Here is a 24496-nt window from a genome sequence, read left to right on the forward strand (position 1 = left end):
AATAGCCTTCTAGGAAGACTTTTCTCCTAGAAGGCTGGATTTTTAAAGTGTAGCAAAAGTGGTCACGATGCGTTGGCAAACCTCTTCCAGTACTGACTTCGGCATAGCTACATTGAGGCGGGCATGAAGAGCTCCCTCCTCCCCAAAGTCCAAACCTCGGTTCAAGATAACCTTGGCTTCATTTCTCAAAAGCTCTTGCAAGCGGTCATCCGTTAGGTCATAGGCTGAAAAATCAAGCCAGATCAAGTAGGTACCTTGTGGTTTCATGACCTTAATCTTGGTTTCGTTGCCCAAAATATCCACTACATAGTTAATGTGGTCCTCGATGACTTCTTTTAACTCTCCTAGCCAGTCCTTACCATAACGGTAGGCAGCTTCTGTCGCCAAATACCCCAAGCCTGAGATTTCATGTTGGTTATTGGCCAACTGGCGTTTTTGGAAAGCAACACGAAGCTTGGGATTTTCAATAACTGCATAGGAATTTTTCGTCCCAGCAATATTAAAGGTCTTAGTGGCACTGCTCAAGATAAGGGCAAAGTCTTTAAAAGCTGGATCAATGGTATTGAATGACTGGTGTTTGTGACCAAAGAGAGCCAAATCTTGGTGAATCTCATCTGAAACAAGCAAAACACCGTGTTTTTGGCAGAGATGACCAATCTTTTCTAACACTTCCTTTTCCCAAACACGTCCACCAGGATTGTGGGGATTGCAAAGAATATAAAGCCTCACATCCTCTTCCACCAATTCCTTCTCTAACTGGTCAAAGTCAATCTCAAACAGCCCATCCTTTTCCATCAAAGAATTGGTAATCAATCTGCGATTGTTCAGTTTGACACTGCGGGCAAAAGGTGGATAGACTGGTGTGTTAATCAGAACAGCCTCTCCTTCTTTTGTAAAGGCTTGAATAGCTGTTGAGATGGCCGGTACCACTCCCTCGATAAAGACGAGGGCATCCTTGTCAAAGCGATACCCGTGTTGTGTGGCTTCCCAGTCCTGAACCGACTTTATCAAAGCATCGCTAGCATAGGTATAGCCATAGACCAACTGATCTGCGTAGGCTTGTACAGCTTGTCGAACTTCAGGCAAAACCACAAAGTCCATATCTGCTATCCAAGCTGGTAGAACTTCTCGATCATCTTCCGCTTCTTTCCATTTATAAGTATGATGCCCAAAACGATTGGGCAGGCTTGTAAAATCATATTTTCCCATATCTGTCTTATCCTTCCAAAGCTTGTCGCAAGTCCGCAATCAAATCTCTAGCATCTTCAATCCCGATTGACAAGCGCAGGAGGTCATCTGTTAAGCCATAGGAATGGCGCACTTCTGCTGGAATATCCGCATGAGTCTGAGTTGTCGGATAGGTAATCAGACTCTCTACCCCACCCAAACTTTCTGCAAATGAGAAGACCTTTAAGCTATTTAAAATATGAGGAATACGCTTTTCATCCACTACTTTAAAGGAAATCATCCCCCCACGTCCTGTATAGAGAACTTCCTTGACAGCAGGTGAATCCTTCAAAAAAGCAACCACTTCTTGGGCATTGGCTGTCGAACGTTCCATACGAAGAGGCAGGGTTTTGAGACCACGAATCAACTGATAACTATCAAATGGTGACAAGACCGCACCAGTCGTATTGAGATTGTAGAACAGTTGTTCATATAGTTCTAAACTATTAGTCACAACCACCCCAGCTAAAACATCATTGTGCCCTGCTAAGTACTTGGTGGCAGAATGAAGAACGATATCCGCACCATCTTCAATCGGACGTTGGTAAATCGGACTGTAGAAGGTATTGTCCACCACTACCTTGGCACCCTTGGCATGAGCTAGTTTTGCTAGTTTGGCAATATCAAATTCCAACATCAAGGGATTGGTTGGTGTTTCAATATAAAGAACATCCACATCTTTCTCCAACTCAGCAATCAGCTCTTCTTCTGTATTGGCATAGGTAAAATGGAAACGGCCTTCTTGCTCGACTTGGTTAAACCAACGGAAAGAACCCCCATACAGATCGCGCACAGCCAAGACTTTACTTCCTACTGGAAAAACACTAAAGGCCAGTACAATCGCAGCCATACCTGAGCTTGTCGCTAGGGCATAATCAGCTGATTCGATTGCCGCCAAGACTTCCTCCGCCTTACTGCGAGTTGGATTTTTAGTACGGGTATAGTCAAATCCCGTAGACTGACCGAACTCCGGATGCTGATAAGTGGTTGAAAAATGAAGCGGTGTTACCAAGGCACCTGTAGCCTCATCTGACTTGATCCCAGCCTGGGCCAAAATTGTGTTGATGTGTAGTTCTTTGCTCATACAATACCTCCAAATCTATAGTAACTATTGTACCACTTATTTTTACTAACTCATTTTCTTGTTTTCAAGAGCTAGTTATAGTTTCAAACTATATAAAAACGATAGTTCCTTGAGAAACTATCGTTTTTCCTGTTGAATAGACTGGTTATTTAACGTGTTTTGCCAGTTCTTCTTGCGCTTTTTTATTTGATTCTTCTTTTTCTTTTTGCCATTTTTCTCTAGCTTTTTCATACTCATCAGTCGTTACAGTCTTATCTTGCAACTTGAGGTACTTGTATGATTCGACACCCTTATTTCCTGCTTGTGAGAATGGCGCTGAGAATGGAACTGTCTTTCTCAAGCCAGGTGTTCCACCTTGGGAAACATTTGGAATTGCAAGGGCGCTATCAACGAGCCAAGCTTGAATTTCAGCATATTTTTCATAACGTTTTGCTGGGTCTTGCTCCTTGTTCGCTTCTTCCAACATTTGAGTGTAAGTATCCAGACCAACTGCCTTAGCCTTGTCATTAACCTCACCTGGTTCTAAACCAAGGTTTTGCAACATACCACCGTTATTGACATTTAAGATATCAAGATAGCTTGATGGATCCAAGTAGTCAGCACTCCAACCGCCATTATAGATATCAAAGTCTTTTTGAGCTGCGGTTTGAGCGAGGTAGCTAGAATTATCGTAGTCATCTGTCGATAATTGTTGGATATCGATAACCACATTCTCAGCTCCTAGAACAGATTCGATGGATTGTTTCAAAGAGCTCGCTTCAAGTACACCTTTTTTAGCTGATTGGTCTACAGATACATCCAAGTGGATTGGGAATTGCACACCCTTAGCTTCCAATTCTTTCTTAGCTTCTGCAAATTTAGCTTTAGCCTTGTCAGGATTGTAGTATGGGTCTTGCGCATCTGCAAAGTTGATTCCTTGCCATTCTTGGCCATAGTTGACCATCTTTTCTGAAACAACATCGCCAAAGTCTTTTCCGTTGATACTTACAAATGTTGGAGGTACAACCAAGTTACGAATAATCTTTGTTGCTCCTTCTTCCCCTTGAGATTGTGCTCCATAGGCTGTACGGTTATAAGCATAGTTGAAGGCTTGACGGAAGTTTTTATTCAGAACTGCTTCTTGGGTTGATTTCTTTTCGATATCTGATGTCTTAGACGTGAAGTTATAAGATTTTCTGTCCAAGTTGAAGTTCAAGTAATAAGAAGTTGCGTTTTGCATACTATAGATGATGTTATCCTTGTTCTTCTCTTTAATTCCTTCAAAGCTTGAGCTATTTGGATAGAGACGCGCGTAGCTGTAGACTCCTTCTACAAAGTTACGAGCTAGGGCATCTTGGTCACTACCATCATAGTAAGTCAATTTCACATCATCCACAAAGACATTTTTAGCATCCCAGTAATTTGGATTTTTCTTGTATTCGATAACAGATTTTGAAACAAAAGATTTCATCAAGAAAGGTCCACTATACAAAATACTAGAAGGATCTACCTTACCAAAATCATCCCCTTTTGATTTCAGGAAGTCTGCATTGACAGGGAAGAGAATGGTTGAAGTTGTTTTAGAATTCCAATAAGGTTCTGGACGTGTCAAAGTATACTGAACTGTTTGGTCGTCAATCGCCTTAACACCGACAGTTGAAAAGTCAGTTGTTTTCCCGTTGATATAGTCATCCAAACCTGCTACAGAGTCTTGAACAAGGTACAAGGCTTCGGATTTTTTATCAGCAGCATATTTCAAACCTGTCACAAAGTCTTGGGCCGTTACAGGGGCGTATTCTTCACCCTCATAAGTATACCATTTTGCATCCTTACGCAATTTGTAAGTATAGGTCAAACCGTCCTGAGAAACAGTCCAATCCTCTGCCAATGATGGAACATAGTTACCGTATTGGTCATTTTCCATCAACCCATCCACCAAATTGGTCACGATGTCATTGGTTGTTGCACGGTTTTCTGCAAGATAGTTCAAACTAGATGGATCGCTCGAATAAACATAGTTATATGTTTTAGTAGCGCTACTTGAATTTCCACATGCGCTCAGTAAGATACCTGCGCTTAACACGACACTTGCAAGTGTCAGATACTTGGCTTTAGACTTTTTCATTTCCAGAACCTCCTGTTTAAAAGTTTTGTCTTATTATACAGCTTTGGTTTTATTTAGTCAAGTGATTTCTGAAGAAAAACTTAAAAAAGCATATTTTTTGCTCTTGATTTTAGAAAAAGTTCTCTTTTTTTAAGAAAAATGTAGTATAAAAACCTTTCTGTTAAAGAAAGGTTAAATTCATTACTTTTATTTATAAATCTTTTTACGATATTTTCAATCGTGTCCGTAGTCGGTCTGCTTGAGCTTTGCCGATTATCTTGTCCAAGAGTCGTGTCCGTAGGCTCATCAAACCATAAAGGCCTCCTCCAAGCCCTCCGATGAGAGCCACATAAAGGAAACTCCAGAAACGTCCACTTGGTTGGAAGACAAAACCGAGTAGCCACTGCAAGAAGCCAACTAGGATAAACATGACAAGGGTCAAGATGGTAATCAAGATAGTCCGCTTCAAGATTATCTTTCGACGAGCACCCGTTACCTGGCAGATGTCACGGTACATCAAGACATTCGGAATAATCAAGCCGATAGTCGTTGAAATCAAAGGACCGTAGCTATGGAAAATAGCAATGGTTGGCAATTGCAAGACGATCTTAGCAATGGAACCATAGATAAAGTAAAGAACTGCCTTGCGGTTTCGGAACATGGCCTGAAGCATAGGAGACAAGACCATATACAAGCCTAGGATAGTAGACTGCAAAACTGCAAAGACAAATAAGCCCATGGCCAGACTATCTGGCTTACCGTAAAAGACTGTATAAAGAGGCTCCCCTACCATGACCACTCCAACCGTTGCAGGTAGTAGAAATAAGAAGAGCATGGTTAGGCTATCTTGGACTAGGCGAGCCGCTGCCGGCAAGTCACCTTTTACATAGTTTTCCGTCAACAGTGGCAAGCCGACACTCCCAATCGAAACTCCTACAGAGATTAAAATCATGGTAATTTTATTAGGATTGGCAGAGAAATAAGAAAACATGACAACCAAGTCTTCATTACTGTAGTTGGTAAACCACTTCATACTATTAATAAAGGTCATCTGGTCTAAAATCTGGAAGAGCTGGATGGCTGATCCTGTCAGGATAAAGGGAATGGCTTCCTTGATGGTATCGACTAAGAGTCGCTTACTATTGATCCTATCCCGTGTTTCAAAGACTCTTTTGAGCAAACCTTCTTGGGCAAGGAAATAAATCAAGACTGCAAAACTTGCCACCATCCCCACAAAAGCCGCAAAAGTTGACTGAGTAACGGCTGATAAGTAGTCACCAGAACCCATCTTCATAATGAAGAAGGTTGCCAACAACATCCAGATAACACGGATCACCTGCTCGGCGATTTGACTCATGGCATAAGGTTTCAGGTTATTCATCCCTTGGAAGAAGCCTCGAATGACACTCATAGATGGGAAAATCAAGACCGCCCAAGCCAAGCTCTGCATGATGGGAATCAGATCTTTCCCCACACCTGACAAATCTGCTAACCAGGGAGAAAAGAGATACAAGACCAAGGCAAAGACTAAGCCCAAGCCTGTCATAAAGCTTAGGAAACTCCGAATCAAGGCAAAGCTATGCTCTTCTTCTCGCATAGTATTGTACTTAGCCACTTGTTTGGCGACCGCAACTGGGATACCCGCTGTCGAAATCAGCAAGAACCAAGCGTAAATATTGTAGCCCATGGTAAAGAGACCATTTGCCTTGGCTGCATAGGTTCCCATCCAAATATACCAGGGAATAATGTAGATAGCCCCAAGGAGGCGACTAATAAAGTTACTAGCTGTTAGCCAAGCAGTCCCTCGCAACATCTGGGCTTGCTGGTGATTGTTTTCGTTAGACATAGCTTCCTCATTCAATTTTGATAACTAGGAAATTTTCCTCATCTTCCATTATAAACTTTTCCTTGTTACTTGTAAAATTCAGACTTTCGGTTTACAATAGAAAGTATGATTAAGATTGAAACCGTACTAGATATATTAAAAAAAGATGGTCTCTTCCGCGAGATTATCGACCAAGGACACTACCACTATAACTACAACGAAGTTGTTTTTGACAGCATCAGTTATGACAGCAGAAAAGTAAAAGAAGGCACTCTTTTTTTTGCAAAAGGCGCTGCCTTTAAAAAAGAATACCTTCTTTCTGCTATAAGTCAGGGCTTAGCCTGGTACGTCTCCGAAAAGGACTATGAGGTCGGTATCCCTGTCATCATTGTGAACGATATCAAGAAAGCCATGAGTTTGATTGCGATGGAATTTTATGGTAATCCGCAAGAGAAACTAAAAATTCTCGCTTTCACAGGGACAAAAGGAAAGACAACATCTGCTTACTTTGCTTACCACATCCTATCTCAACGCTACCCAACAGCTCTCTTATCAACTATGAATACAACTCTAGATGGCAAGACCTTCTTTAAATCTTCCTTCTCAACGCCTGAAAATATCGATCTTTTCGACATGATGGCTCAGGCTGTTAAGAATGGTCGAACCCATCTTGTAATGGAAGTCTCTAGCCAAGCCTATCTTGTTCATCGAGTCTATGGCCTGACCTTTGATGTAGGTGTCTTTCTCAACATCACTCCTGACCATATCGGACCGATTGAGCATCCTAGCTTTGAAGATTACTTCTACCACAAACGTCTCTTGATGAAAAATAGCCGAGCAGTTGTCATTAATAGCGACATGGACCACTTTTCTATATTGAAAGAACAAGTGGAACATCAAGAACATGACTTCTATGGTAGCCAGTCAAGTAACCAAATCGAGAACTCAAAAGCCTTTAGCTTTTCCGCTACAGGTAAACTCGCTGGTGATTATGATATCCAACTCATCGGCCATTTTAATCAAGAAAATGCAGTTGCTGCAGGACTTGCCTGCCTTCGTCTAGGTGCTAGTATAGAGGACATCAAAAAAGGAATCGCTACAACCCGCGTTCCTGGACGTATGGAAGTTCTCACCCAAAAAAATGGTGCCAAGGTCTTTATTGACTACGCCCACAATGGCGATAGTCTGAAAAAACTGATTTCTGTTGTTGAAACCCATCAAACTGGAAAAATTGCCCTGGTTCTCGGTTCGACTGGAAACAAGGGTGAAAGTCGCCGCAAAGACTTTGGCCTCCTCCTCAATCAACATCCTGAGATTCAAGTCTTTCTCACCGCTGATGACCCCAACTATGAAGATCCAATGACCATTGCAGATGAAATCGGTAACTATATCAGTCATCCTGTTGAAAAGATTGCCGATCGTGAAGAAGCCATTAAGGCAGCGATGGCCATCACAAATCAAGAACTTGATGCCGTGATTATTGCAGGTAAGGGAGCCGATTGCTACCAAATCGTCCAAGGAAAGAAAGAAGACTATCCTGGAGACGCAGCCATCGCAGAACGTTATCTATAAAAAAATCAAGGGAATATTTCCCTTGATTTTTTAGTCTTCTTTCTTAAATGAGTTTTTAAGACCTTCAACGGCACCTTCTACAGCACCTTTAGCATCTTCAACTACTTCTTTTGCTTTCGCAACTGTTTTTTCTACAGTGCCTTCTGCTTCTGTCTTGCTATCGCCAGTAACTTTACCAAATCCTTCTTTGATAGCACCAGTTGCTTGATCCAATTTATTTTCAAGTGACATAGCTCTGTCTCCTTTGCTTTTAATACGATAAACGTTATCGCTTACATTCAGTTTATGCTTATTCTTTAGCAAAGTCAAACAATCAGCTCAAAATTAAGCCATTAAGACAAATAGAAAGTCAACCGTTCCTTATCAAAATCAGCAGCTAACTCATACTTTCCATCTTCTTTTTGCACAATATAGCCTAGGACGACCAAACTATCCACAAAGATATCACGGCGTTTCTGCATCAGTTGATCTTTTTTGAGGAATTTTAACAAAAAAGTCGTCATATATTTGAGGGCATACTCAGGGTTAACATCTCCTAAAATATCATAGAGTTTCTGCTGATCTTCTGTCAGTAGATACTGGTTCTTAACTTTATAAAAATAATTAGACAAGGTCATTTTATGCCTTGCAAAGTCCGTATGTTCGATTAAAATGGCTGCATTGGTTTGATTGCGCAATTCCGTCTCAAAAGTCTTCTCCAGCAAGTCTTGATAGACTGGACTGTCCTCTCTGATAAAAATCTCTTGATCAAGGACTAAATCATCCGTAGATTCTAAAAAAGGGAGATTGAGAAAATAGCGTTTGTTTTCCCTTAGAATCAAGCCTGCCTTTATATACTCTTCCATGAGTTTATCAACTGACACATCTGGAAATTGAGCCTTGATTTCTCGTAGGATCACATCATCATGCTGGTCCAGATAGTTGACCAAATCTATAAAAAATGGCTGCCGAGTCAAACGAGATGGATTAAAAATCTGAATCATGAAGATTCCTTTCTTTACATTCTAAAAGGGGGGATGTTGCTAGTTGACTAGGATTGGTCCCTGGCTGGTTCAGAGGCACAGCTATTCCTAGTTCTATATAGTATTCATTCCAGAAATCACTAATTTCCTGCCCATCATCACCAAACTTCATAGGGGTGGTTTCAAAAATAGGTAAAATCTCAGCGATGTACTGGGAACAATAGAATCCTTCCCCATCAGGGTAAAAAGAAGAATTATAAGGAGCTCCAAGATGCTGGTTAGCTCTTTTCTTTACTTTTTGAATATCTATTTTTGGATAAAGATAAAGATCATACAGACAAGCTGGCTCTAAGAAGTCTCTTAGTTTTTGACAGATAACACCAGCTTGCCCACTAGCATGGTAGATGAAACCATCCAAATAGATGGCTACATGACTATAGCTCCCAGTAGAAGCCTGGATGGCCTGCCCCATATCTGAAAGGTCCTTCACAAAAATCAAATCACCATTTTCTAACATCTTTCTCTCCTAGAAAAAAAGGAGCCGAAACCCCTTTAACTATATGGAAAACATCGTTTTCTATTTTGAAATAACACCCAAAATATTAAGCATTAAAGCTTTCAGTCAACTGTGGCACCACTTGTTTCTTACGTGAAACAGCACCTGGAAGGAAAGCGTGGTTGTTTTCAAGTTTGAAATTGAAAGCTGCTTCGACCTTGTCCATGTTTGAACCAAGAGCCAAAATTTCTGAGTTTGAGTTGACGATGTCTGTAATCATCAAGACAAAGTCAGAGTAGCCGTTTGCCGCATTAGCTGCTTGCATTGCTGCTTCGATTTCAGCTTGGCGTTCCAAGACTTCAGCAATATCAACTGTATTGACTTGGGCAACACGAACCTTATTTCCATTGAGTTCAAAGGTCTTAGCATCGATATCAATCAATTCTTCAGCAGATTTGCTAGCCAAGTTAGTACCAGCCTTGAGCATAGCCAAACCGTACTCTTCCAAGTTGACACCAGCTAATTCAGCCAATTCAGGCGCAATGACTTTATCAGATGGGTGAGTTGTTGGTGATTTCAAAAGAAGAGTATCTGAAATCAAACCTGAAAGCATCAAACCTGCGATTTCTTTAGGAACTGCTACACCATGTTCTTTGAACATGCGGTAAACGATAGAAGACGCTGATCCAACTGGTTCCAAACGCATGTAGAGTGGGCTTGCAGTTTCAAAATTAGCCACACGGTGGTGGTCCACAACACCGTAAACTTCTACTTCAGCGATATCTGACACTGACTGTTGGAATTCATTGTGGTCAGTCAAGATAACTTGCTCTGCACCTTCTGCTTTAGCAGATGTGATAACACGCGGTGCTTCTACACCAAAATAGTTCAAAACAAAAGCTGTTTCTTCATTAGGAGTTCCAAGTGCTACAGCTTCTGTGTCCAATCCATAAGCCTCTTTTGCAAGGTAAGCAAAGGCTACAGATGACCCGATGGCATCTGAGTCTGGATTTTGGTGACCAAATACTAGAATCTTAGACATGATAATACCTCTTTAAATTTATTCATCTTATTGTAGCACTTTTTTCCTCTTTTGACAAAAGTAAGAGGAGCCAAAGGACTCCTCGTTAGACATCAATATGGTTGACTAGATTTTTCTCTTGATTTTCAGATAAAAATCGTTCTTTCTGCGGGCGTTTCTTTCGTTTGAGGAGAGCTTCGGCAGACATGGCTTCTTCCTTACTGGCAAAACCCTGAGCATAGATGAGTTTGACTGGCAAGCGAGCTCGGGTATACTTGGCTCCCTTACCACTATTATGAACGGCAAGGCGCCTCTTCACATCCGTTGTATAGCCCGTATAGTAAGACCCGTCGCGACACTCCACCACATACATATAGGCCTTATGATCCATAGTAAATCTCTTGAATTTCTGGTGTATAGGAACCATCATCATTGTGAACGATGAGAGGTGGCAAGACCTTAAAGCCACTCGTTGAGCCATCCTTGATAGCTTCGATTAAGAGCATATTGGCCTCCTTCTCACGTTTAGGATAGACAAATTGCAGGCGCTTGGGTGCCAAATTATGGCGTTTGAGCATGTCCAAGATATCCAAGAGCCGATCAGGACGATGGACCATGGCCAAACGGCCATTAGACTTGAGAATACTCTGAGCACTACGGCAGATTTCTTCTAGGTTAGTCGTAATTTCGTGTCTGGCCAGAAGGTAATGTTCACTCTCGTTCAGATTAGAATGCGGATCCACCTTAAAATAAGGCGGATTGCACAAAATCATATCCACCTTACTTCCCTGAATGTGGGCAGGCATATTTTTCAAATCATCACAGATGACCTGCATCTGCTCTTCCAAGCCATTCAATTGAACCGAACGCTCTGCCATATCCGCCAAGCGCTCCTGAATCTCTACAGATATTATCCGCGCCTGAGTACGTGAACTAGCAAAAAGTCCCACTGCACCATTTCCAGCACAAAAGTCCACAATTAAACCCCGTTTAGGGAAGCGAGGAAAGCGTGACAAGAGAACACTATCCACCGAATAGCTAAACACTTCTCTATTTTGGATGATCTTGATATCTGTCGAAAAGAGCTGATTGATTCGCTCTCCTGGTTTTAATAATTGTTCTTCTTTCATACTTTTATTATATCAAATTATGTTAATAGCACAAATAATTTAGATAGTCGTATTTATGGCTTCTTCTTTAAATGCTCCAATGCTTCACGCGTCCAAACAGGCATCATTCGTCCAAGTGGTGCAAAACCGTGCTTGATACGATCATTTGAAAAACGTCTCCGTCTTGGCAATTGATGTTTTTCCTCTTCCAAAGTACGGATAGAAAGACTAGCCTTCCCAGTGTATTCGTCAAAATCCACCACCTGAACTTGGACTTCATCACCAATTTTTAAAATGTCATAGATATTTTCAATAAATCCCGTCCGAATCTCCGAGATGTGAATCAGCCCTGTCACCCCTGTCTCTAACTCGACAAAGGCACCATAGGGCTGAATTCCTGTAATACGCCCAGTTAGCTTATCACCAATTTTCATTCTAGTCCTCAATTTCAATCGTTTCAATTACTACATCTTCAACTGGTTTATCCATGGCCCCTGTCTCAACAGCTGCAATGGCATCCAAGACCGCAAACGATTCTGCGTCTACCAATTGCCCAAAAACAGTGTGACGACGGTCAAGGTGAGGAGTTCCACCTTGTTCTGCATAAATCTCAGCGATTGGCTCAGGCCAACCACCACGCGCAATCTCTTTCTTAGAATATGGCAAATGTTGGTTTTGCACGATAAAGAACTGGCTACCATTGGTATTTGGACCCGCATTGGCCATAGAAAGGGCACCACGGATATTATAAAGTTCTTCTGAAAATTCATCTTCAAAAGCTTGTCCATAAATAGACTCTCCCCCCATACCAGTACCAGTTGGGTCTCCACCTTGGATCATAAAGTCCTTGATAATGCGATGGAAAATCACACCATCATAGTAACCGTCTTTTGACAGAGCAACAAAGTTGGCTACTGTTTTGGGAGCATGTTCAGGGAAGAGCTTGATACGCAAGTCTCCGTGATTTGTCTTAATAGTCGCTAGCGGGCCTTCTACTGTTTCAATTTCTACTTGTGGGAAATGCAATTCTTTTTCTACCATACCAAATCCTTCTAAGGCACCAAAAATGCCATCTTCTTCTACTGTTTTTGTAATATAATCTGCTTTTTCTTTGATTTTTTCATGGGAAACTCCCATGGCAATACTGATTCCAGCATAATCAAAGAGTTCCAAGTCATTGAGCCCATCCCCAAAGACCATAACATTCTCTGGTTTCAAGCCTAGATGTTCTACAACCTTGGCTACACCAGTTGCTTTGGATCCTGAAATCGGCACGATATCAGATGAATGTTCATGCCAACGCACCATGCGAAGTTTATCTGATAAAGACTCTGGTAAGTGCAAGTCATCCCCTTTATCTTCAAAGCTCCACATCTGGTAAATATCTGCTTTTTCATGAAAGTCAGGATCCACATCCAAGTTTGGATAAATCGGATCAATAGCCTCACTGATTAGTTCTGTTCGCGTGGAGAGTTTGGCGTCATGACTACCAACCAGGCCATATTCAATTCCCTCTCGCTTAGTCCAAGAGATATACTCCTCAACATCTGACTTGTCAATCTGATGCTGATAAATGACCTGGCCTTTTTTATCTTCTATATAAGCCCCATTCAGAGTTACAAAAAAGTCAGGTTTGAGCTCACGAATCTCTGGAACAACACCAAAAATACCACGTCCAGAGGCGATTCCTGTTAAAATTCCTTTTTCACGCAACTGTTTAAAGACAGTGGGAATTGTAGCTGGAATAAAACCTGTCTTTGACGTACGCAAGGTATCATCAATATCAAAAAAGACGATTTTAATCTTCTTTGCCTTGTATTTTAATTTCGCATCCATCTCTCTACCTCTTTTCCATCACTCTTTCCATTATACCATAAACCTTAGGAAATTCCTTTTTTGAAAAAAGATGAAAATCCTATCAAAAAGAGAGCCAGTATAACTAACCCTCTCTTTTCATCCTAGAACATCTCTAGAGCAATCATGGTAATCATCGTGGCATCATAGTAGTTGTCCAAAGGTAAATCTTGTGTAAAAATGTATTTATTTTGCTGAAGAAGTTTCATATAACCTTCTCCCTTGTCAGATGCATAGGTAATCGGTGCCAAGAAACTACCTGCCTGGTATTGATTGAGGGCAGTTCCGTTCAAGTCATAACCAGCGTAAATACGTTGCTCTTTCATAAAGAAATCCATCATCTTTTGAACGAGTTTTTGGCTTCTTTCATCCTGGCTCCGTGACAAGTGATAAGGCAAACGACAAGCGTTATAAGAATACGCTCCATCATACTGAGATTCGATTGTGTTGGCATCAACAAGACGCGCGCCTGACTTCTCAGCCCAGATAAAATCTGGCAAGAGACCCGTATCAGAATGAGAACTGATTTGCTCCAATTGCCCAAGCATTTTATCCTTAATATCTAGCCATTGTTTATCACCAGTTAGATTATAAAATACTTGGAAATAATGAGGTAGTGTATCAGATGTTCTCATCAAATAGTAAAAATCCGTATTTTTTTTCGCCCAATTTCCTACCTTTAGAACACCAGTATCCTCGTTATAATTAAAGCGAAGAATATCAATCAAAATACTTTTGGCTTGATCTTCATATTCCTGTGCTTTATCTGGCCACTGCTTGGCAGCTTCAATCAAAGAATAAGCGATGTAGAGATCACCATCGGTTGCGTTTTGCTTCTCAACCGTTTCGCTACCATTTGTAATCACTTGCTTCCAAGACATCAACTGTGTTCCCTCAATACGATGATTTTGATAATAGCGATAAAGGCTATCAAAATCTGCTTGACTTGCTTGCCCTTTTTGGGCTGCTAAAACCGTTATGAGCATGCCGTAACTTTGGGCCTCTGATAGAACCGTCGTTTCCTCAGAATCATTCGTCGTACGAACATAAGACTGATCGCCTTTTGTAACGAGAAACTGTTGGCTCCATTGGCTGTAAATGCGATTGCGCATCTCGATTTTACTCCTTCCCCTTGCCAAAAACAAGGTTAAACAAAAGATAGAAAGGATGAACACAAACCATACATATTTTAATTTATTCGTTTTCATAGAACCTCCTATCCTGCGAACCGCTTGGTTTTAACCCACTTGGTTTCTTTTCGGTGAAGTACCTTATCCAGCACGATTGAAGAAATGGAATCAATGGATACAACGATAAACATCTGTGCATAAGAGAAATAGGCTGCCAAGGCTAACCAGATTTGTTTCGTCGTCGCTTGTCCAAATTGACTTGCCAATGCTGTCATAATTTGCATCAAATAGAGACCAATCATGAGTATCCAGTTGAAGAGCATGAGCTGGGCGATGTAGATATTGTCCGCATCAAAAGCAAATGGAACCCTGACATCTGGGAAGAAAAGATTAAGGCAGATCGCTAGCACATTCGCTAGGAAAATCAAATCCGATAGGACAATGGCAAAGTTAAACCAAAAGAAAACACATGAATAGTTAAAGACTTCTAGTTTGACGCGCCAGTTTGCTCTGCCAAATAAATGCTTAAAGTTCGAGAGAACTACTTCATAATTTCCTTTCGCCCAACGTTTCCGCTGCATATAGTAACTCTTTAAGGTCTCAGGTTCTTGTTGGAAAGCCTCTGAATTATAAGCAAGGGCAATCAATTTACCACTCTGCATGATTTTGAAGGAAATATCGGTATCCTCAGTTAAGGCACCATTTTTCCAACCACCGATACTCTTTACAAAGTCGGTTTGAATGATGAAGTTGGTTCCTGGGATACGCCCAATTTTAAAGAGATGCCACATCCCAACGTGGTGCACGCGCTGGGTAACAACGATTTCCTGGTTGATACAACGAGTCAAGAAATTTTGATTGGCATTTCGAGTCTTGTTGCGGCCAAAAGATGCCACGTGACGTTCTGGATCCTTCATCACTTCTTTTACAAGAAAATAAAGAGCATTTTTTTCAGGCATGGCATCCGCATCATAAACACAGATGTATTCGCCTGTTGCCATCTCCAAAGCATCGTTTAGAACGCCCGCTTTTCCTCCCGTACCAGTACGGTCGATAATGGTTAGATTTCTTCCTGCATATTCAGGCATGGCTTGTACAGACAAACATTCTGCATAGGTGTTATCCGAACAGTTATCCGCAAACAAGAGCAACTCCACACGGTCGTGAGGGTAATTCCTATCCAAGATAGCTTTTGCTGTTTGGGCAATAACCACATCCTCATTATGAGCAGGAACGACAATGGTGACATTAGGGTAATAAGGCAGCGGCGACGTATCTACACGAAAATCACTATGTTTAAACCAAAAGTGAACAGCTGAAAAGAGGATTACCAAGCCCCATGCTAGAGAAATCCAAATTGTAAGCAAGGTAAAAATCATTAACATTTGACTAATCATGATTCACCGCCTTAAAATTTTTGTTCACTCGATGGTAAAGAATATTGTATGCAATAAATAATATGATAAAACAAATGCCAAAGGCGAGACTGAGTCCCAAAGCAATGCCAAAAAATATATTGGTTAGAGTCATGTTTCCTCCTAATATTCTACAATTACATCTGTCTCTAATTGACGTTTGAGATGACTGGCAACATCCGCGTAGTCTTGGTATTTCCCTCTATTATCAGAGTTAATCACCAAATAGCCTGTTTGGAACTGAATTCCTTGATTGCCATCTTCTCCATGAAAAACTAAACTGCTCAGTTTCTCCTGCAAATCACTCAGATAGACTTCCTTTAAAGAACGCTTATTACTACTAGATAGAACGAGAAAATTACCTTCTGAAACATAATAGAGCTTATCATTGTAACTCAATCCCTGAGCAATGACCTCTTGAATGCGACTGAGCATCTGGTTATACTCTTTGGGTTTTATCTGGAAGAACAACTCTTCATGTGCCCAATGAATCAATAGAGATTGAACCGTCACATCACTTTGTTCAGTGACCATAGCTTGGTAATCTGCTCGAGCTTCGTCTTCCTGTTCTTGGACCTTTGAGACCACCTTGAAGAAATAATAACGAACTTTAAGTAGAATCCCAAGCAAAAGCGGAAAACTGATTAATAAGAAAACCAGTTGAATGATTGGAATATAAACCACACCCGCAACCAAAACGATAAGTCCAAAGCCAAATGCTAAGATAAGAGTCCAAGTAAGCAAAAGGTCAGATAATACCAACACGGCAAACAAGGCTAAAGCTAAAAACAAGATTTGTTCTAAAATGATTGCTCGAGCATACAAAAAACAAAGCACCAAAAGAATGACCTCACAAGCAAGCAAAGCCATAAGCCAGTTTTTAAATTGACTCCAATTTTTCATTTTATCTTATTTTCCCCCTTTGAATTCAGATACCGAAGTTGCTGCCCCAAAGTACTGTTGAATGGATTGTACGATTCGTTCAGAAGCTCTTCCATCTCCATAAGGGTTTGGTGCCTGAGACATTTGTCTATAAAGAGTTTCATCTGTTAGGATTGCTGCCATTGCTTCTTTCACACGTACTGGATCCGTACCAACTAACTTCAAAGTACCTGCTCTTACTCCTTCTGGACGTTCCGTCGTGTCACGAAGGACAAGGACAGGTTTGCCGAGAGAAGGCGCTTCTTCCTGAACACCTCCAGAGTCGGTCATGATAAAATAGCTTCTTGAAGCCAAATTATGAAAATCAAGTACATCTAAAGGCTCAATCAAGTGAATACGATCGTGACCAGCTAAGATATCGTTTGCTGCTTCTTGCACAGCAGGGCTAAGGTGAACAGGATAAACAACTTCAATTTCCTGATGAAGATCGACCATCTCACGTAAAGCTGTAAAGACATTTCTCATTAGTTGACCTTGATTCTCACGACGGTGCATGGTTACCAATACAAGTTTCTTATTTGGATCCAATTGGTCTAGAACTTCATGATAGTAATCCGATTGAACGGTTAGTTTCAAGGCATCTATGGCTGTATTTCCCGTAATGACAATAGCAGACTCAGGATGATTTTCCTTGAGGAGATTTTCCTTACTCTCACTTGTTGGAGCAAAATAAAGATCCGCAAGGTTATCTGTCATCTGACGATTCATTTCCTCTGGGAAAGGAGAATACTTATCAAAGGTCCTCAGACCAGCTTCAACGTGGCCGATACGTACCTGATTATAGAAAGCAACTAAACTTGCTGCAAAAGTTGTCGTTGTATCTCCATGAACAAGAATCATATCTGGACATTCTTGCTTAACAATTGGATCAAACTTTTCTAAAATTTTTCCAGTAATATCTAAAAGGGATTGATTTTTCCCCATAATATCCAAGTCATAATGCGGCTTGATGCTAAACGTTTCAAGAACTTGATCTAGCATTTGACGGTGCTGAGCTGTCACAACTGTAATCGTCTCAATACTGTCACTATGTTTTTGCAATTCCAACACTAAAGGGGCCATTTTAATAGCTTCTGGTCGTGTTCCAAAAACAACCATCAGTTTCAATTTTTTCATTATGGTATCCTTCTACTATAATAAAATTTGACACATCAGATTAATCTTTATATCGAATTATTGCGCAAATCAATTAATTTGATTATCTTAATTATTTTACCGCTAATTAATTTATATGTCAAATTTTTCCAAGTATATTATTGCATTTAATTTAATTTTAAATAATCGTAATATTTTTGTAACACTGTGATTTACAGCTTGTAAACCTTATACCTTAAAGTTTCCTTAAAATTTTTTTGAGTGAAGTATTTTTTAAACATTCTAAAACTTACCATTATCTAAATATTTATTTTTTCTTAACAATTCAGATAATTATATTTTAGCGTTTCATAGAATGCATCTCATTTTCTAATACGAAAAAATCCTTCTCTAATGAAAAAGGGATTTACGACTTCTTGCTATTTTAAAGTTAAACCTTATAAGATCTATCTTAAATCAAATCTTTTGACAGATATAAAACAAGGTCACCGATATCTTCACAAATAGCATCCATAGCCGGTCTGTGATTTTGATGCCAGACGCCCGAACCATCTGGAATATAACCTCGTTTGATGTACAATCTCTGGGCAGGCCCATACCCTGAATGGAGCCCAACACCAAGGGTCACCTTATCCGATATGAGCTTAACTCGTTTTTCCGCTTCTTCCATCAAGAGATTTCCAATACCTTGATTTTGAAAGGGCTCAAAGACATTGAAATCTGAGAGTTCTGGATAGATTTCTGCAAAAGGGCCATGTTTAGCAGAGGGCAAAATGGTAATGTAGCCCGCTACAGCACCCTCAACCTCTGCAACTAAGACTTCTCTCTCCCCACTTTCTTGCTCCTTAAAGTATCGAGTTAAAATCTCCTCTCTACCCGGCCAACCTTGATTGATAAAACCTTGGGATAGTTCTTTAACATCAGATGTTTGCATTTTTCTAATCAGACACGTTGTTTCCATAAGGTACTCCTTAAAAGTCTTCTCCCACTATTATAGCACGATAATAGTGATAAAAAGGAAAAGAAAGACCTGTCAAACTAAAAATAGAATCCTACTAGACCCCCAAATATCTACTTTTGATTGTTTACTGTAAGGGACTTAATTCGCTTTCTTGTTTTCGAGCTCATGAAAAGAGCTCCACTGGACCCAACTCGCTCTCTCATTTCCATGCTCGTGAAAAAAAGACCCGTAAGGGTCTTAATTCGCTTTCTTATTTTCAAGCTCATGAAAAAGAGGTCCACCCGGACCTCTTTTTTAATCTTCGTTTACGAAAGGCATCAAAGCCATTACGCGAGCGCGTTTGATAGCTGTTGTTACTTTACGTTGGTTTTTAGCTGAAGTTCCTGTTACACGACGAGGAAGGATTTTCCCACGTTCTGAAACGAAACGGCTAAGAAGCTCAGTATCTTTGTAATCAACATATTCAATTTTGTTTGCTGCGATGTAATCAACTTTTTTACGGCGTTTGAATCCGCCACGACGTTGTTGAGCCATGTTTTTTCTCCTTTATAGTATTAATTGTCCATTAGAATGGTAAATCATCATCTGAAATGTCCAATGGATTTGTTGCTCCAAATGGATTTTCAGAACGTGAAAAGTCTGGTACTGGGTTTGCAGGTGCTGATTGACCAGCAGTTGGTGCAGAATATGCGCCACCTGAATGTCCTTCACGCACTCCGCGGCTTTCCAACATTTGGAAATTATCCGCCACGACTTCTGTTACGTAAACACGTTGTCCTTGCTGGTTATCGTAACTACGAGTCTGGATACGACCTGTGATCCCGATAAGAGAGCCTTTTTTAGCCCAGTTAGCAAGATTTTCAGCCTGTTGACGCCACATAACGACATTGATGAAATCAGCCTCACGTTCGCCATTTTGACTCTTAAATGTACGGTTTACTGCAAGAGTAAAAGTCGCAACTGCTACATTTGATGAGGTATAACGCAACTCAGCGTCACGCGTCATACGCCCTACAAGTACAACATTGTTAATCATAATCTACCTTCTTACGCGTCAAGTTTGACGATCATGTGACGAAGAATGTCAGCGTTGATTTTTGAAAGACGGTCAAACTCTTTAAGAGCTACGTCGTCGTTAGCTTCAACGTTAACGATGTGGTAAAGTCCTTCGCGGAAATCTTGGATTTCGTATGCAAGACGACGTTTTTCCCAGTCTTTTGATTCAACAACAGTTGCACCGTTGTCAGTCAAGATAGAGTCAAAACGTGCTACCAAAGCGTTTTTCGCTTCTTCTTCAATGTTTGGACGAATGATATAAAGAATTTCGTATTTAGCCATTGATATGTTCCTCCTTTTGGTCTAATGACCCCCAGTCTTTGCAAGGGGTAAGTGAGGTTCACTCACAATAAACCATTATACTAGAAAAACTGACAGATAGCAAGTAAAAAAGATAAAAGTGAAAAAATAACTTTATTACTTAGAAATAACATCCTCTTCCAGTTTCAAAGCTCCGGTCATCTCTTTCAAAATGAAAAATAGCAAAAAGCTGGCTAGCACTAAAACGAGCCCTAAGTAAAGGAAGGCTACTACAAATCCTAGATAGTCAATCAACCATCCCGTCAGAGGAAAAATGATGATCATACTTAGGCTGAACATCATAGAGTAGACACTTAGCATGGTTGCCCGTACCTCGCTTGGGAGTCGCTTTTGTAAATCATTATCAAAAATCGGCTGAAAGAGGGCATATAAGGCGTTACTGAGCCAATAAATCAAAATGTAAATCAGTGGCGTACCAAAATAGGAAAGCAAATAAGTTCCTCCCGTCAAGAGTACAAGAATTGGAAAGAGTTTTAAGGCTGAATACCTCTTTCCAATCTTACTTGCTAGATAAACTGCACAGATATTCAAAACACTGCCGATCAGCATGACTATCGAAATCTGCCACCCTTCTAAGTCAGGCAGTTGATTTTGATAGTAAAAATAAAACATGCACATCAGTGTCCCGATGATTTGGGAAAGAATCATCCAACTAAAAAGACTGGGGTTTCTCCGCAACTCCTCTTTGACAGTCCAGATTATTTTTTTCATTGTCAGACGCTCAGATTTTTGTGCTTTAACACTAGGCTCTTTTAGCATCCAAGTTAGGAAAAGAACGATTATCGAAGTAACAATCATGATATAGTAGGTCAAGTGCAATTGACCATGGACAAAAAATCCCGCTAAAACGGTCCCCAAAGACCGAGTCCCTTCTGCGACTCCTGACATAAAACTGGAGATAGACAAGTAGCGCTCTTTTAATCCAGCCTCCACGGCCGAATCATAAACCATGGCTGCACTCGTCCCCGAATCAAAATTATAAGACAAGGCACTCACCACCATAGCGAGTGCGTAAATCCAAAAATTACCTTGCCCTGCTAACATGAGAATAGACGACGCAATTCCAGCTATTCGACTTAAATATAGATTGGTTTTATAGGAATAGCGGTCAGCTAACATTCCAGAGGGAATTTCACAGATGACACTGGTGGCATGAAAAATACTTTCCAATAAGCCAATCTGCCAAAGCGACATCCCGTTTTGACTGAGAAATAGAATCCAAAAGCTGGTAATGCCCAGAAAGGCAAAAAATTCCACACCAGCCATGAGACCGATATTCTTCCGGTAATTTCGTTTAAACATAGTTTCTCCTTTAACAAGTGTATTTGTATCTTTGTGTTTGTCACTTGTTAAGCTGTGCTTTACAAGATCTCCACCTCTTCCTTCTTCTACTTTGAAAAAACGCCCCTAGGGCGTTTTGATTTGTTTTATGGTTTGATACGGTGCAACATACGTGGGAATGGAATAGCTTCACGGATGTGTTTTGTACCTGCTGCGAAAGTGACCATACGTTCAATACCGATACCAAATCCACCATGTGGAACTGTACCGTATTTACGAAGGTCAAGGTAGAATTCATACTCTGTACGATCCATACCAAGTTCATCCATCTTAGCTACAAGGGCATCGTAGTCTTCCTCACGCATAGAACCACCAATGATTTCTCCATAGCCTTCTGGAGCAAGCAAATCTGCACAAAGCACGCGCTCTGGATTTCCAGGAACTGGTTTCATGTAGAAGGCCTTGATAGCTGCTGGGTAGTTCATGACAAATGTTGGCACACCAAAGTGGTTTGAGATCCAAGTTTCATGTGGTGAACCAAAGTCATCACCATGCTCAAGGTGTTCGTAGTCAGCATCTTCATCGTTTTCATGCTCTTGCAAGAGGTCAATGGCTTGATCGTAAGTGATTCGTTTGAATGGCTCTGCAATGTAGCGTTTCAAGAGCTCTGTATCACGTTCCAAGGTTTCCAAGGCTTGAGGCGCACGATCTAGAACACCTTGAAGAAGGGCTTTTACATACGCTTCTTGCAAGTCAAGTGACTCATCGTGTGTCAAGTATGAGTATTCAGCGTCCATCATCCAGAACTCAGTCAAGTGACGGCGCGTTTTTGATTTTTCAGCACGGAATACTGGACCAAAGTCAAAGACACGGCCAAGAGCCATAGCACCCGCTTCAAGATAAAGCTGACCTGATTGGCTCAAGTAGGCTGGCGTTCCAAAGTAGTCTGTTTCAAAAAGTTCTGTTGAATCTTCTGCTGCATTTCCTGAAAGGATTGGGCTATCAAACTTCATGAATCCATTCTTGTCGAAAAACTCATAAGTCGCATAGATAATCGCGTTACGGATTTGCATAACCGCTACTTGCTTACGAGAGCGGAGCCACAAGTGACGGTTGTCCATCAAGAAGTCTGTTCCGTGTTCTTTTGGTGTGATTGGGTAGTCTTGAGATTCACCAATCACTTCGATGTCTGTAATATCCAACTCATAGCCAAACTTAGAACGTTCGTCTTCTTTGACAATTCCTGTCACATAAACAGAAGTTTCTTGGCTCAAGCGTTTGATGACATCAAACTTCTCAAGTCCCACTTCTTCACCAAATTTTTCTACAAAGTTTGGTTTAAAGGCTACACCTTGGAAGAAGGCCGTTCCATCACGCAATTGCAAGAAGGCAATTTTCCCTTTTCCAGATTTGTTGGCAACCCAGGCTCCGATGGTCACTTCTTGACCAACGTAGTCTTTTACTTCGATGATTGTTACACGTTTTGTCATTATTTTTCCTTTTCTATTCTTCTTTATGGCAAACTGCCTCTATGTTATTTCCATCTGGGTCAATAATAAACGCAGCATAGTATCCCACATGGTAATTTTTACGTTCGCCAGGTGCACCATTATCCTTTCCTCCAGCAGCCAAAGCTGCATGATAGAAAGCATCTACTTCTTGACAAGTTTGAGCACTAAAGGCAAAATGCATCGGCTCTTGTTGGCCAACATTTAGCCAAAAATCACCACCTGGATCCACATCTCGCGGTTCTGTGAAACTAACGACCTGCCCCGTATCAAATTGAAGGTGATAATTTAAAGCAGCTAAAGTAGCTTGATAGAAAGCTTTAGAAACTTCTAAATTCTTTACCTTAAGGGTAAAATGATCTATCATTATAATTCCTCCATAAACTGATGCAAACGGCGAATAGCTTCTTTTAATGTATCCAAGTCTGTGGCATAGCTGAGACGAACATTTTCTGGTGCTCCAAACCCAGCTCCTGTAATCAAGGCCAGTCCGACTTCTTCGAGAATAGCTGTTGTAAACTCTGTCACATCTGTATAACCCTTCATCTCCATCGCTTTCTTAACATTTGGGAAGAGATAGAAGGCTCCTTGAGGCTTGACAACTTCAAATCCTGGCACTTGGCACAAGAGAGGATAAATGGTATTCAAACGTTCCTCAAAAGCCTGGCGCATGGTTTCGACAGAGTCTTGTGGCCCAGTCAGGGCTTCAATGGTAGCATATTGCGATACGGCAGTCAGGTTAGAGGTTGTTTGTCCTGTTAGTTTGCTCATAGCAGCGATAATTTCAGGATTTCCCACAGCATAACCTACCCGCCAACCAGTCATGGCATAGGCCTTAGATACACCGTTGATGACGATGGTTTGCTTGCGAATGGCTTCTGACAGACTAGAGATTGGAACAAACTCATTCCCGTTATAAACCAGACGACCGTAAATATCATCTGCTAGGATAAGGACATCATGCGCAACAGCCCAATTTCCGATAGCCAAAAGTTCCTCGCGAGAGTATATCATACCAGTCGGATTCGATGGCGAATTGAGAACCAAGACCTTGGTCTTATCTGTTCGGGCTGCTTCTAGCTGCTCTACTGTTACTTTAAAGTGATTGTCTTCCTTGGCCTGGACAAAGACTGGCACACCTTCTGCCATCTTGACCTGGTCTCCATAACTGACCCAGTATGGTGTAGGGATGATGACCTCATCGCCGGGATTGACCACAGCCATAAAGAAGGTGTAGAGAGAGAACTTGGCACCAGTGGCAAAAGTAACCTCGTTGGCTGCGACAGAATACCCATAATAGCGTTCAAAATAGGTATTAACCGCCGCTTTTAACTCGGGTAGGCCTGAAGCAACTGTATAAAAGGAAGCTCGTCCATCTCGAATCGCTTCTACCGCTGCATCCTGAATGTTTTCAGGAGTATGAAAATCAGGCTGTCCCAAGGTTAAGAAAAGAACATCCTTTCCCTGAGCTTTTAATGCTTTGGCTCTTGCATCACTAGCTAGAGTGACGCTTTCTTCCATTTCTAGTACACGTTTGGATAGTTTCATATACCC

The 24496-nt window shown here is 41.0% G+C and carries 25 protein-coding genes; 1 reads left to right on the plus strand and 24 read right to left on the minus strand.

Annotation, left to right across the window (positions count from 1 at the left end; genetic code table 11):
* Positions 1-42 precede the first annotated feature (42 nt).
* The 4 genes from ATE37_RS08685 to ATE37_RS08700 all read right to left on the minus strand — a co-directional run bounded on the left by ATE37_RS08685 (position 43) and on the right by ATE37_RS08700 (position 6240).
* A complete protein-coding gene (locus ATE37_RS08685; RefSeq protein WP_084868742.1) occupies positions 43-1209 on the minus strand; it encodes a MalY/PatB family protein in 1167 nt (388 codons plus the stop codon).
* A gap of 7 nt (positions 1210-1216) precedes the next feature.
* A complete protein-coding gene (locus ATE37_RS08690; RefSeq protein ID WP_000031946.1) occupies positions 1217-2311 on the minus strand; it encodes a cystathionine gamma-synthase in 1095 nt (364 codons plus the stop codon).
* 145 nt (positions 2312-2456) lie between these two features.
* Positions 2457-4415, minus strand: coding sequence for a peptide ABC transporter substrate-binding protein (locus ATE37_RS08695; RefSeq protein WP_084868743.1), 1959 nt, complete (start codon positions 4413-4415; stop codon positions 2457-2459).
* Positions 4416-4617: 202 nt separating this feature from the next.
* Complete coding sequence (locus ATE37_RS08700) at positions 4618-6240, minus strand: putative polysaccharide biosynthesis protein (protein WP_084868744.1); 1623 nt, start codon at positions 6238-6240, stop codon at positions 4618-4620.
* A gap of 105 nt (positions 6241-6345) precedes the next feature.
* On the opposite strand from ATE37_RS08700, the gene ATE37_RS08705 reads away from it, so the two are divergent.
* Positions 6346-7791: a UDP-N-acetylmuramoyl-L-alanyl-D-glutamate--L-lysine ligase gene (locus tag ATE37_RS08705; protein WP_084868745.1), complete on the plus strand. Its 1446-nt coding sequence runs from the start codon at positions 6346-6348 to the stop codon at positions 7789-7791.
* Between the two features lie 30 nt (positions 7792-7821).
* On the opposite strand, the gene ATE37_RS08710 is transcribed toward ATE37_RS08705, so the two are convergent.
* From ATE37_RS08710 to ATE37_RS08805, 20 genes are all read right to left on the minus strand, one after another.
* Entirely contained in the window at positions 7822-8022 is a 201-nt protein-coding gene (locus ATE37_RS08710) for a CsbD family protein (protein ID WP_000051179.1), read from the minus strand.
* Between the two features lie 101 nt (positions 8023-8123).
* Complete coding sequence (locus ATE37_RS08715) at positions 8124-8774, minus strand: DUF1803 domain-containing protein (RefSeq protein WP_084868746.1); 651 nt, start codon at positions 8772-8774, stop codon at positions 8124-8126.
* Positions 8758-9270 carry a YiiX/YebB-like N1pC/P60 family cysteine hydrolase gene (locus ATE37_RS08720; protein WP_084868747.1) on the minus strand — a complete coding sequence of 171 codons (513 nt, stop codon included), beginning with the start codon at positions 9268-9270 and terminating at the stop codon, positions 8758-8760. The genes ATE37_RS08715 and ATE37_RS08720 overlap by 17 nt, the downstream gene beginning before the upstream one ends.
* A gap of 85 nt (positions 9271-9355) precedes the next feature.
* On the minus strand, positions 9356-10291 hold the full coding sequence (locus ATE37_RS08725; RefSeq protein ID WP_000036035.1) for a manganese-dependent inorganic pyrophosphatase: 936 nt from the start codon (positions 10289-10291) through the stop codon (positions 9356-9358).
* Between the two features lie 85 nt (positions 10292-10376).
* The gene (locus tag ATE37_RS08730) at positions 10377-10661 is read right to left on the minus strand and encodes a GIY-YIG nuclease family protein (RefSeq protein ID WP_042902738.1); all 285 of its coding nucleotides are present in this window, start codon (positions 10659-10661) and stop codon (positions 10377-10379) included.
* Positions 10651-11400, minus strand: a complete 750-nt coding sequence (locus ATE37_RS08735; RefSeq protein ID WP_000657017.1) for a tRNA1(Val) (adenine(37)-N6)-methyltransferase — start codon at positions 11398-11400, stop codon at positions 10651-10653. The genes ATE37_RS08730 and ATE37_RS08735 overlap by 11 nt, the downstream gene beginning before the upstream one ends.
* Positions 11401-11453: 53 nt before the next feature.
* A complete protein-coding gene (locus ATE37_RS08740; protein WP_000689619.1) occupies positions 11454-11813 on the minus strand; it encodes a S1 RNA-binding domain-containing protein in 360 nt (119 codons plus the stop codon).
* Between the two features lies 1 nt (position 11814).
* Positions 11815-13215: a bifunctional Cof-type HAD-IIB family hydrolase/peptidylprolyl isomerase gene (locus ATE37_RS08745; RefSeq protein ID WP_084868748.1), complete on the minus strand. Its 1401-nt coding sequence runs from the start codon at positions 13213-13215 to the stop codon at positions 11815-11817.
* Positions 13216-13337: 122 nt separating this feature from the next.
* A complete protein-coding gene (locus tag ATE37_RS08750) occupies positions 13338-14441 on the minus strand; it encodes a family 8 glycosyl hydrolase (protein ID WP_084868749.1) in 1104 nt (367 codons plus the stop codon).
* 8 nt (positions 14442-14449) lie between these two features.
* Entirely contained in the window at positions 14450-15760 is a 1311-nt protein-coding gene (locus ATE37_RS08755) for a glycosyltransferase family 2 protein (RefSeq protein ID WP_084868750.1), read from the minus strand.
* Between the two features lie 141 nt (positions 15761-15901).
* The gene (locus tag ATE37_RS08760; protein WP_084868751.1) at positions 15902-16681 is read right to left on the minus strand and encodes a hypothetical protein; all 780 of its coding nucleotides are present in this window, start codon (positions 16679-16681) and stop codon (positions 15902-15904) included.
* Between the two features lie 6 nt (positions 16682-16687).
* Positions 16688-17836 (minus strand): non-hydrolyzing UDP-N-acetylglucosamine 2-epimerase, encoded by a 1149-nt coding sequence (gene wecB, locus ATE37_RS08765; RefSeq protein ID WP_084868752.1) that lies wholly within the window; start codon positions 17834-17836, stop codon positions 16688-16690.
* Between the two features lie 430 nt (positions 17837-18266).
* Entirely contained in the window at positions 18267-18776 is a 510-nt protein-coding gene (locus ATE37_RS08770; protein ID WP_084868753.1) for a GNAT family N-acetyltransferase, read from the minus strand.
* A gap of 294 nt (positions 18777-19070) precedes the next feature.
* Complete coding sequence (gene rpsR / locus ATE37_RS08775) at positions 19071-19310, minus strand: 30S ribosomal protein S18 (protein ID WP_000068664.1); 240 nt, start codon at positions 19308-19310, stop codon at positions 19071-19073.
* 31 nt (positions 19311-19341) lie between these two features.
* A complete protein-coding gene (locus ATE37_RS08780) occupies positions 19342-19812 on the minus strand; it encodes a single-stranded DNA-binding protein (protein ID WP_000609613.1) in 471 nt (156 codons plus the stop codon).
* Positions 19813-19823: 11 nt separating this feature from the next.
* The gene (gene rpsF / locus ATE37_RS08785; RefSeq protein ID WP_001151775.1) at positions 19824-20114 is read right to left on the minus strand and encodes a 30S ribosomal protein S6; all 291 of its coding nucleotides are present in this window, start codon (positions 20112-20114) and stop codon (positions 19824-19826) included.
* Between the two features lie 135 nt (positions 20115-20249).
* On the minus strand, positions 20250-21455 hold the full coding sequence (locus ATE37_RS08790) for an MFS transporter (RefSeq protein ID WP_084868754.1): 1206 nt from the start codon (positions 21453-21455) through the stop codon (positions 20250-20252).
* A 125-nt stretch (positions 21456-21580) separates the two neighbouring features.
* Positions 21581-22924, minus strand: a complete 1344-nt coding sequence (asnS, locus tag ATE37_RS08795) for an asparagine--tRNA ligase (protein ID WP_084868755.1) — start codon at positions 22922-22924, stop codon at positions 21581-21583.
* 13 nt (positions 22925-22937) lie between these two features.
* Complete coding sequence (locus ATE37_RS08800) at positions 22938-23309, minus strand: VOC family protein (RefSeq protein WP_007516973.1); 372 nt, start codon at positions 23307-23309, stop codon at positions 22938-22940.
* Positions 23309-24490: a pyridoxal phosphate-dependent aminotransferase gene (locus ATE37_RS08805; protein WP_084868756.1), complete on the minus strand. Its 1182-nt coding sequence runs from the start codon at positions 24488-24490 to the stop codon at positions 23309-23311. Before ATE37_RS08805 ends, ATE37_RS08800 begins: the two co-directional genes overlap by 1 nt.
* Positions 24491-24496 lie beyond the last annotated feature (6 nt).

It is taken from the genome of Streptococcus oralis subsp. tigurinus, from assembly GCF_002093575.1.
GTDB classification, from domain to species: Bacteria; Bacillota; Bacilli; order Lactobacillales; family Streptococcaceae; genus Streptococcus; species Streptococcus oralis_CH.

Excerpts from the sequence above, each read along its gene's own strand:
- ATE37_RS08740 (WP_000689619.1), bottom strand. The coding sequence starts at position 11,813 with ATGAAAATTGGTGATAAGCTAACTGGGCGTATTACAGGAATTCAGCCC.
- asnS (WP_084868755.1), bottom strand. The coding sequence starts at position 22,924 with ATGACAAAACGTGTAACAATCATCGAAGTAAAAGACTACGTTGGTCAA.
- ATE37_RS08755 (WP_084868750.1), bottom strand. The coding sequence starts at position 15,760 with ATGATTAGTCAAATGTTAATGATTTTTACCTTGCTTACAATTTGGATT.
- ATE37_RS08770 (WP_084868753.1), bottom strand. The coding sequence starts at position 18,776 with ATGGAAACAACGTGTCTGATTAGAAAAATGCAAACATCTGATGTTAAA.
- ATE37_RS08730 (WP_042902738.1), bottom strand. The coding sequence starts at position 10,661 with ATGGATCATAAGGCCTATATGTATGTGGTGGAGTGTCGCGACGGGTCT.
- ATE37_RS08720 (WP_084868747.1), bottom strand. The coding sequence starts at position 9,270 with ATGTTAGAAAATGGTGATTTGATTTTTGTGAAGGACCTTTCAGATATG.
- ATE37_RS08790 (WP_084868754.1), bottom strand. The coding sequence starts at position 21,455 with ATGTTTAAACGAAATTACCGGAAGAATATCGGTCTCATGGCTGGTGTG.
- ATE37_RS08710 (WP_000051179.1), bottom strand. The coding sequence starts at position 8,022 with ATGTCACTTGAAAATAAATTGGATCAAGCAACTGGTGCTATCAAAGAA.
- ATE37_RS08735 (WP_000657017.1), bottom strand. The coding sequence starts at position 11,400 with ATGAAAGAAGAACAATTATTAAAACCAGGAGAGCGAATCAATCAGCTC.
- ATE37_RS08780 (WP_000609613.1), bottom strand. The coding sequence starts at position 19,812 with ATGATTAACAATGTTGTACTTGTAGGGCGTATGACGCGTGACGCTGAG.
- ATE37_RS08800 (WP_007516973.1), bottom strand. The coding sequence starts at position 23,309 with ATGATAGATCATTTTACCCTTAAGGTAAAGAATTTAGAAGTTTCTAAA.
- ATE37_RS08690 (WP_000031946.1), bottom strand. The coding sequence starts at position 2,311 with ATGAGCAAAGAACTACACATCAACACAATTTTGGCCCAGGCTGGGATC.
- ATE37_RS08750 (WP_084868749.1), bottom strand. The coding sequence starts at position 14,441 with ATGAAAACGAATAAATTAAAATATGTATGGTTTGTGTTCATCCTTTCT.
- ATE37_RS08715 (WP_084868746.1), bottom strand. The coding sequence starts at position 8,774 with ATGATTCAGATTTTTAATCCATCTCGTTTGACTCGGCAGCCATTTTTT.
- ATE37_RS08705 (WP_084868745.1), top strand. The coding sequence starts at position 6,346 with ATGATTAAGATTGAAACCGTACTAGATATATTAAAAAAAGATGGTCTC.
- rpsF (WP_001151775.1), bottom strand. The coding sequence starts at position 20,114 with ATGGCTAAATACGAAATTCTTTATATCATTCGTCCAAACATTGAAGAA.
- ATE37_RS08685 (WP_084868742.1), bottom strand. The coding sequence starts at position 1,209 with ATGGGAAAATATGATTTTACAAGCCTGCCCAATCGTTTTGGGCATCAT.
- ATE37_RS08695 (WP_084868743.1), bottom strand. The coding sequence starts at position 4,415 with ATGAAAAAGTCTAAAGCCAAGTATCTGACACTTGCAAGTGTCGTGTTA.
- ATE37_RS08725 (WP_000036035.1), bottom strand. The coding sequence starts at position 10,291 with ATGTCTAAGATTCTAGTATTTGGTCACCAAAATCCAGACTCAGATGCC.
- ATE37_RS08760 (WP_084868751.1), bottom strand. The coding sequence starts at position 16,681 with ATGAAAAATTGGAGTCAATTTAAAAACTGGCTTATGGCTTTGCTTGCT.
- ATE37_RS08805 (WP_084868756.1), bottom strand. The coding sequence starts at position 24,490 with ATGAAACTATCCAAACGTGTACTAGAAATGGAAGAAAGCGTCACTCTA.
- ATE37_RS08745 (WP_084868748.1), bottom strand. The coding sequence starts at position 13,215 with ATGGATGCGAAATTAAAATACAAGGCAAAGAAGATTAAAATCGTCTTT.
- ATE37_RS08700 (WP_084868744.1), bottom strand. The coding sequence starts at position 6,240 with ATGTCTAACGAAAACAATCACCAGCAAGCCCAGATGTTGCGAGGGACT.
- rpsR (WP_000068664.1), bottom strand. The coding sequence starts at position 19,310 with ATGGCTCAACAACGTCGTGGCGGATTCAAACGCCGTAAAAAAGTTGAT.
- wecB (WP_084868752.1), bottom strand. The coding sequence starts at position 17,836 with ATGAAAAAATTGAAACTGATGGTTGTTTTTGGAACACGACCAGAAGCT.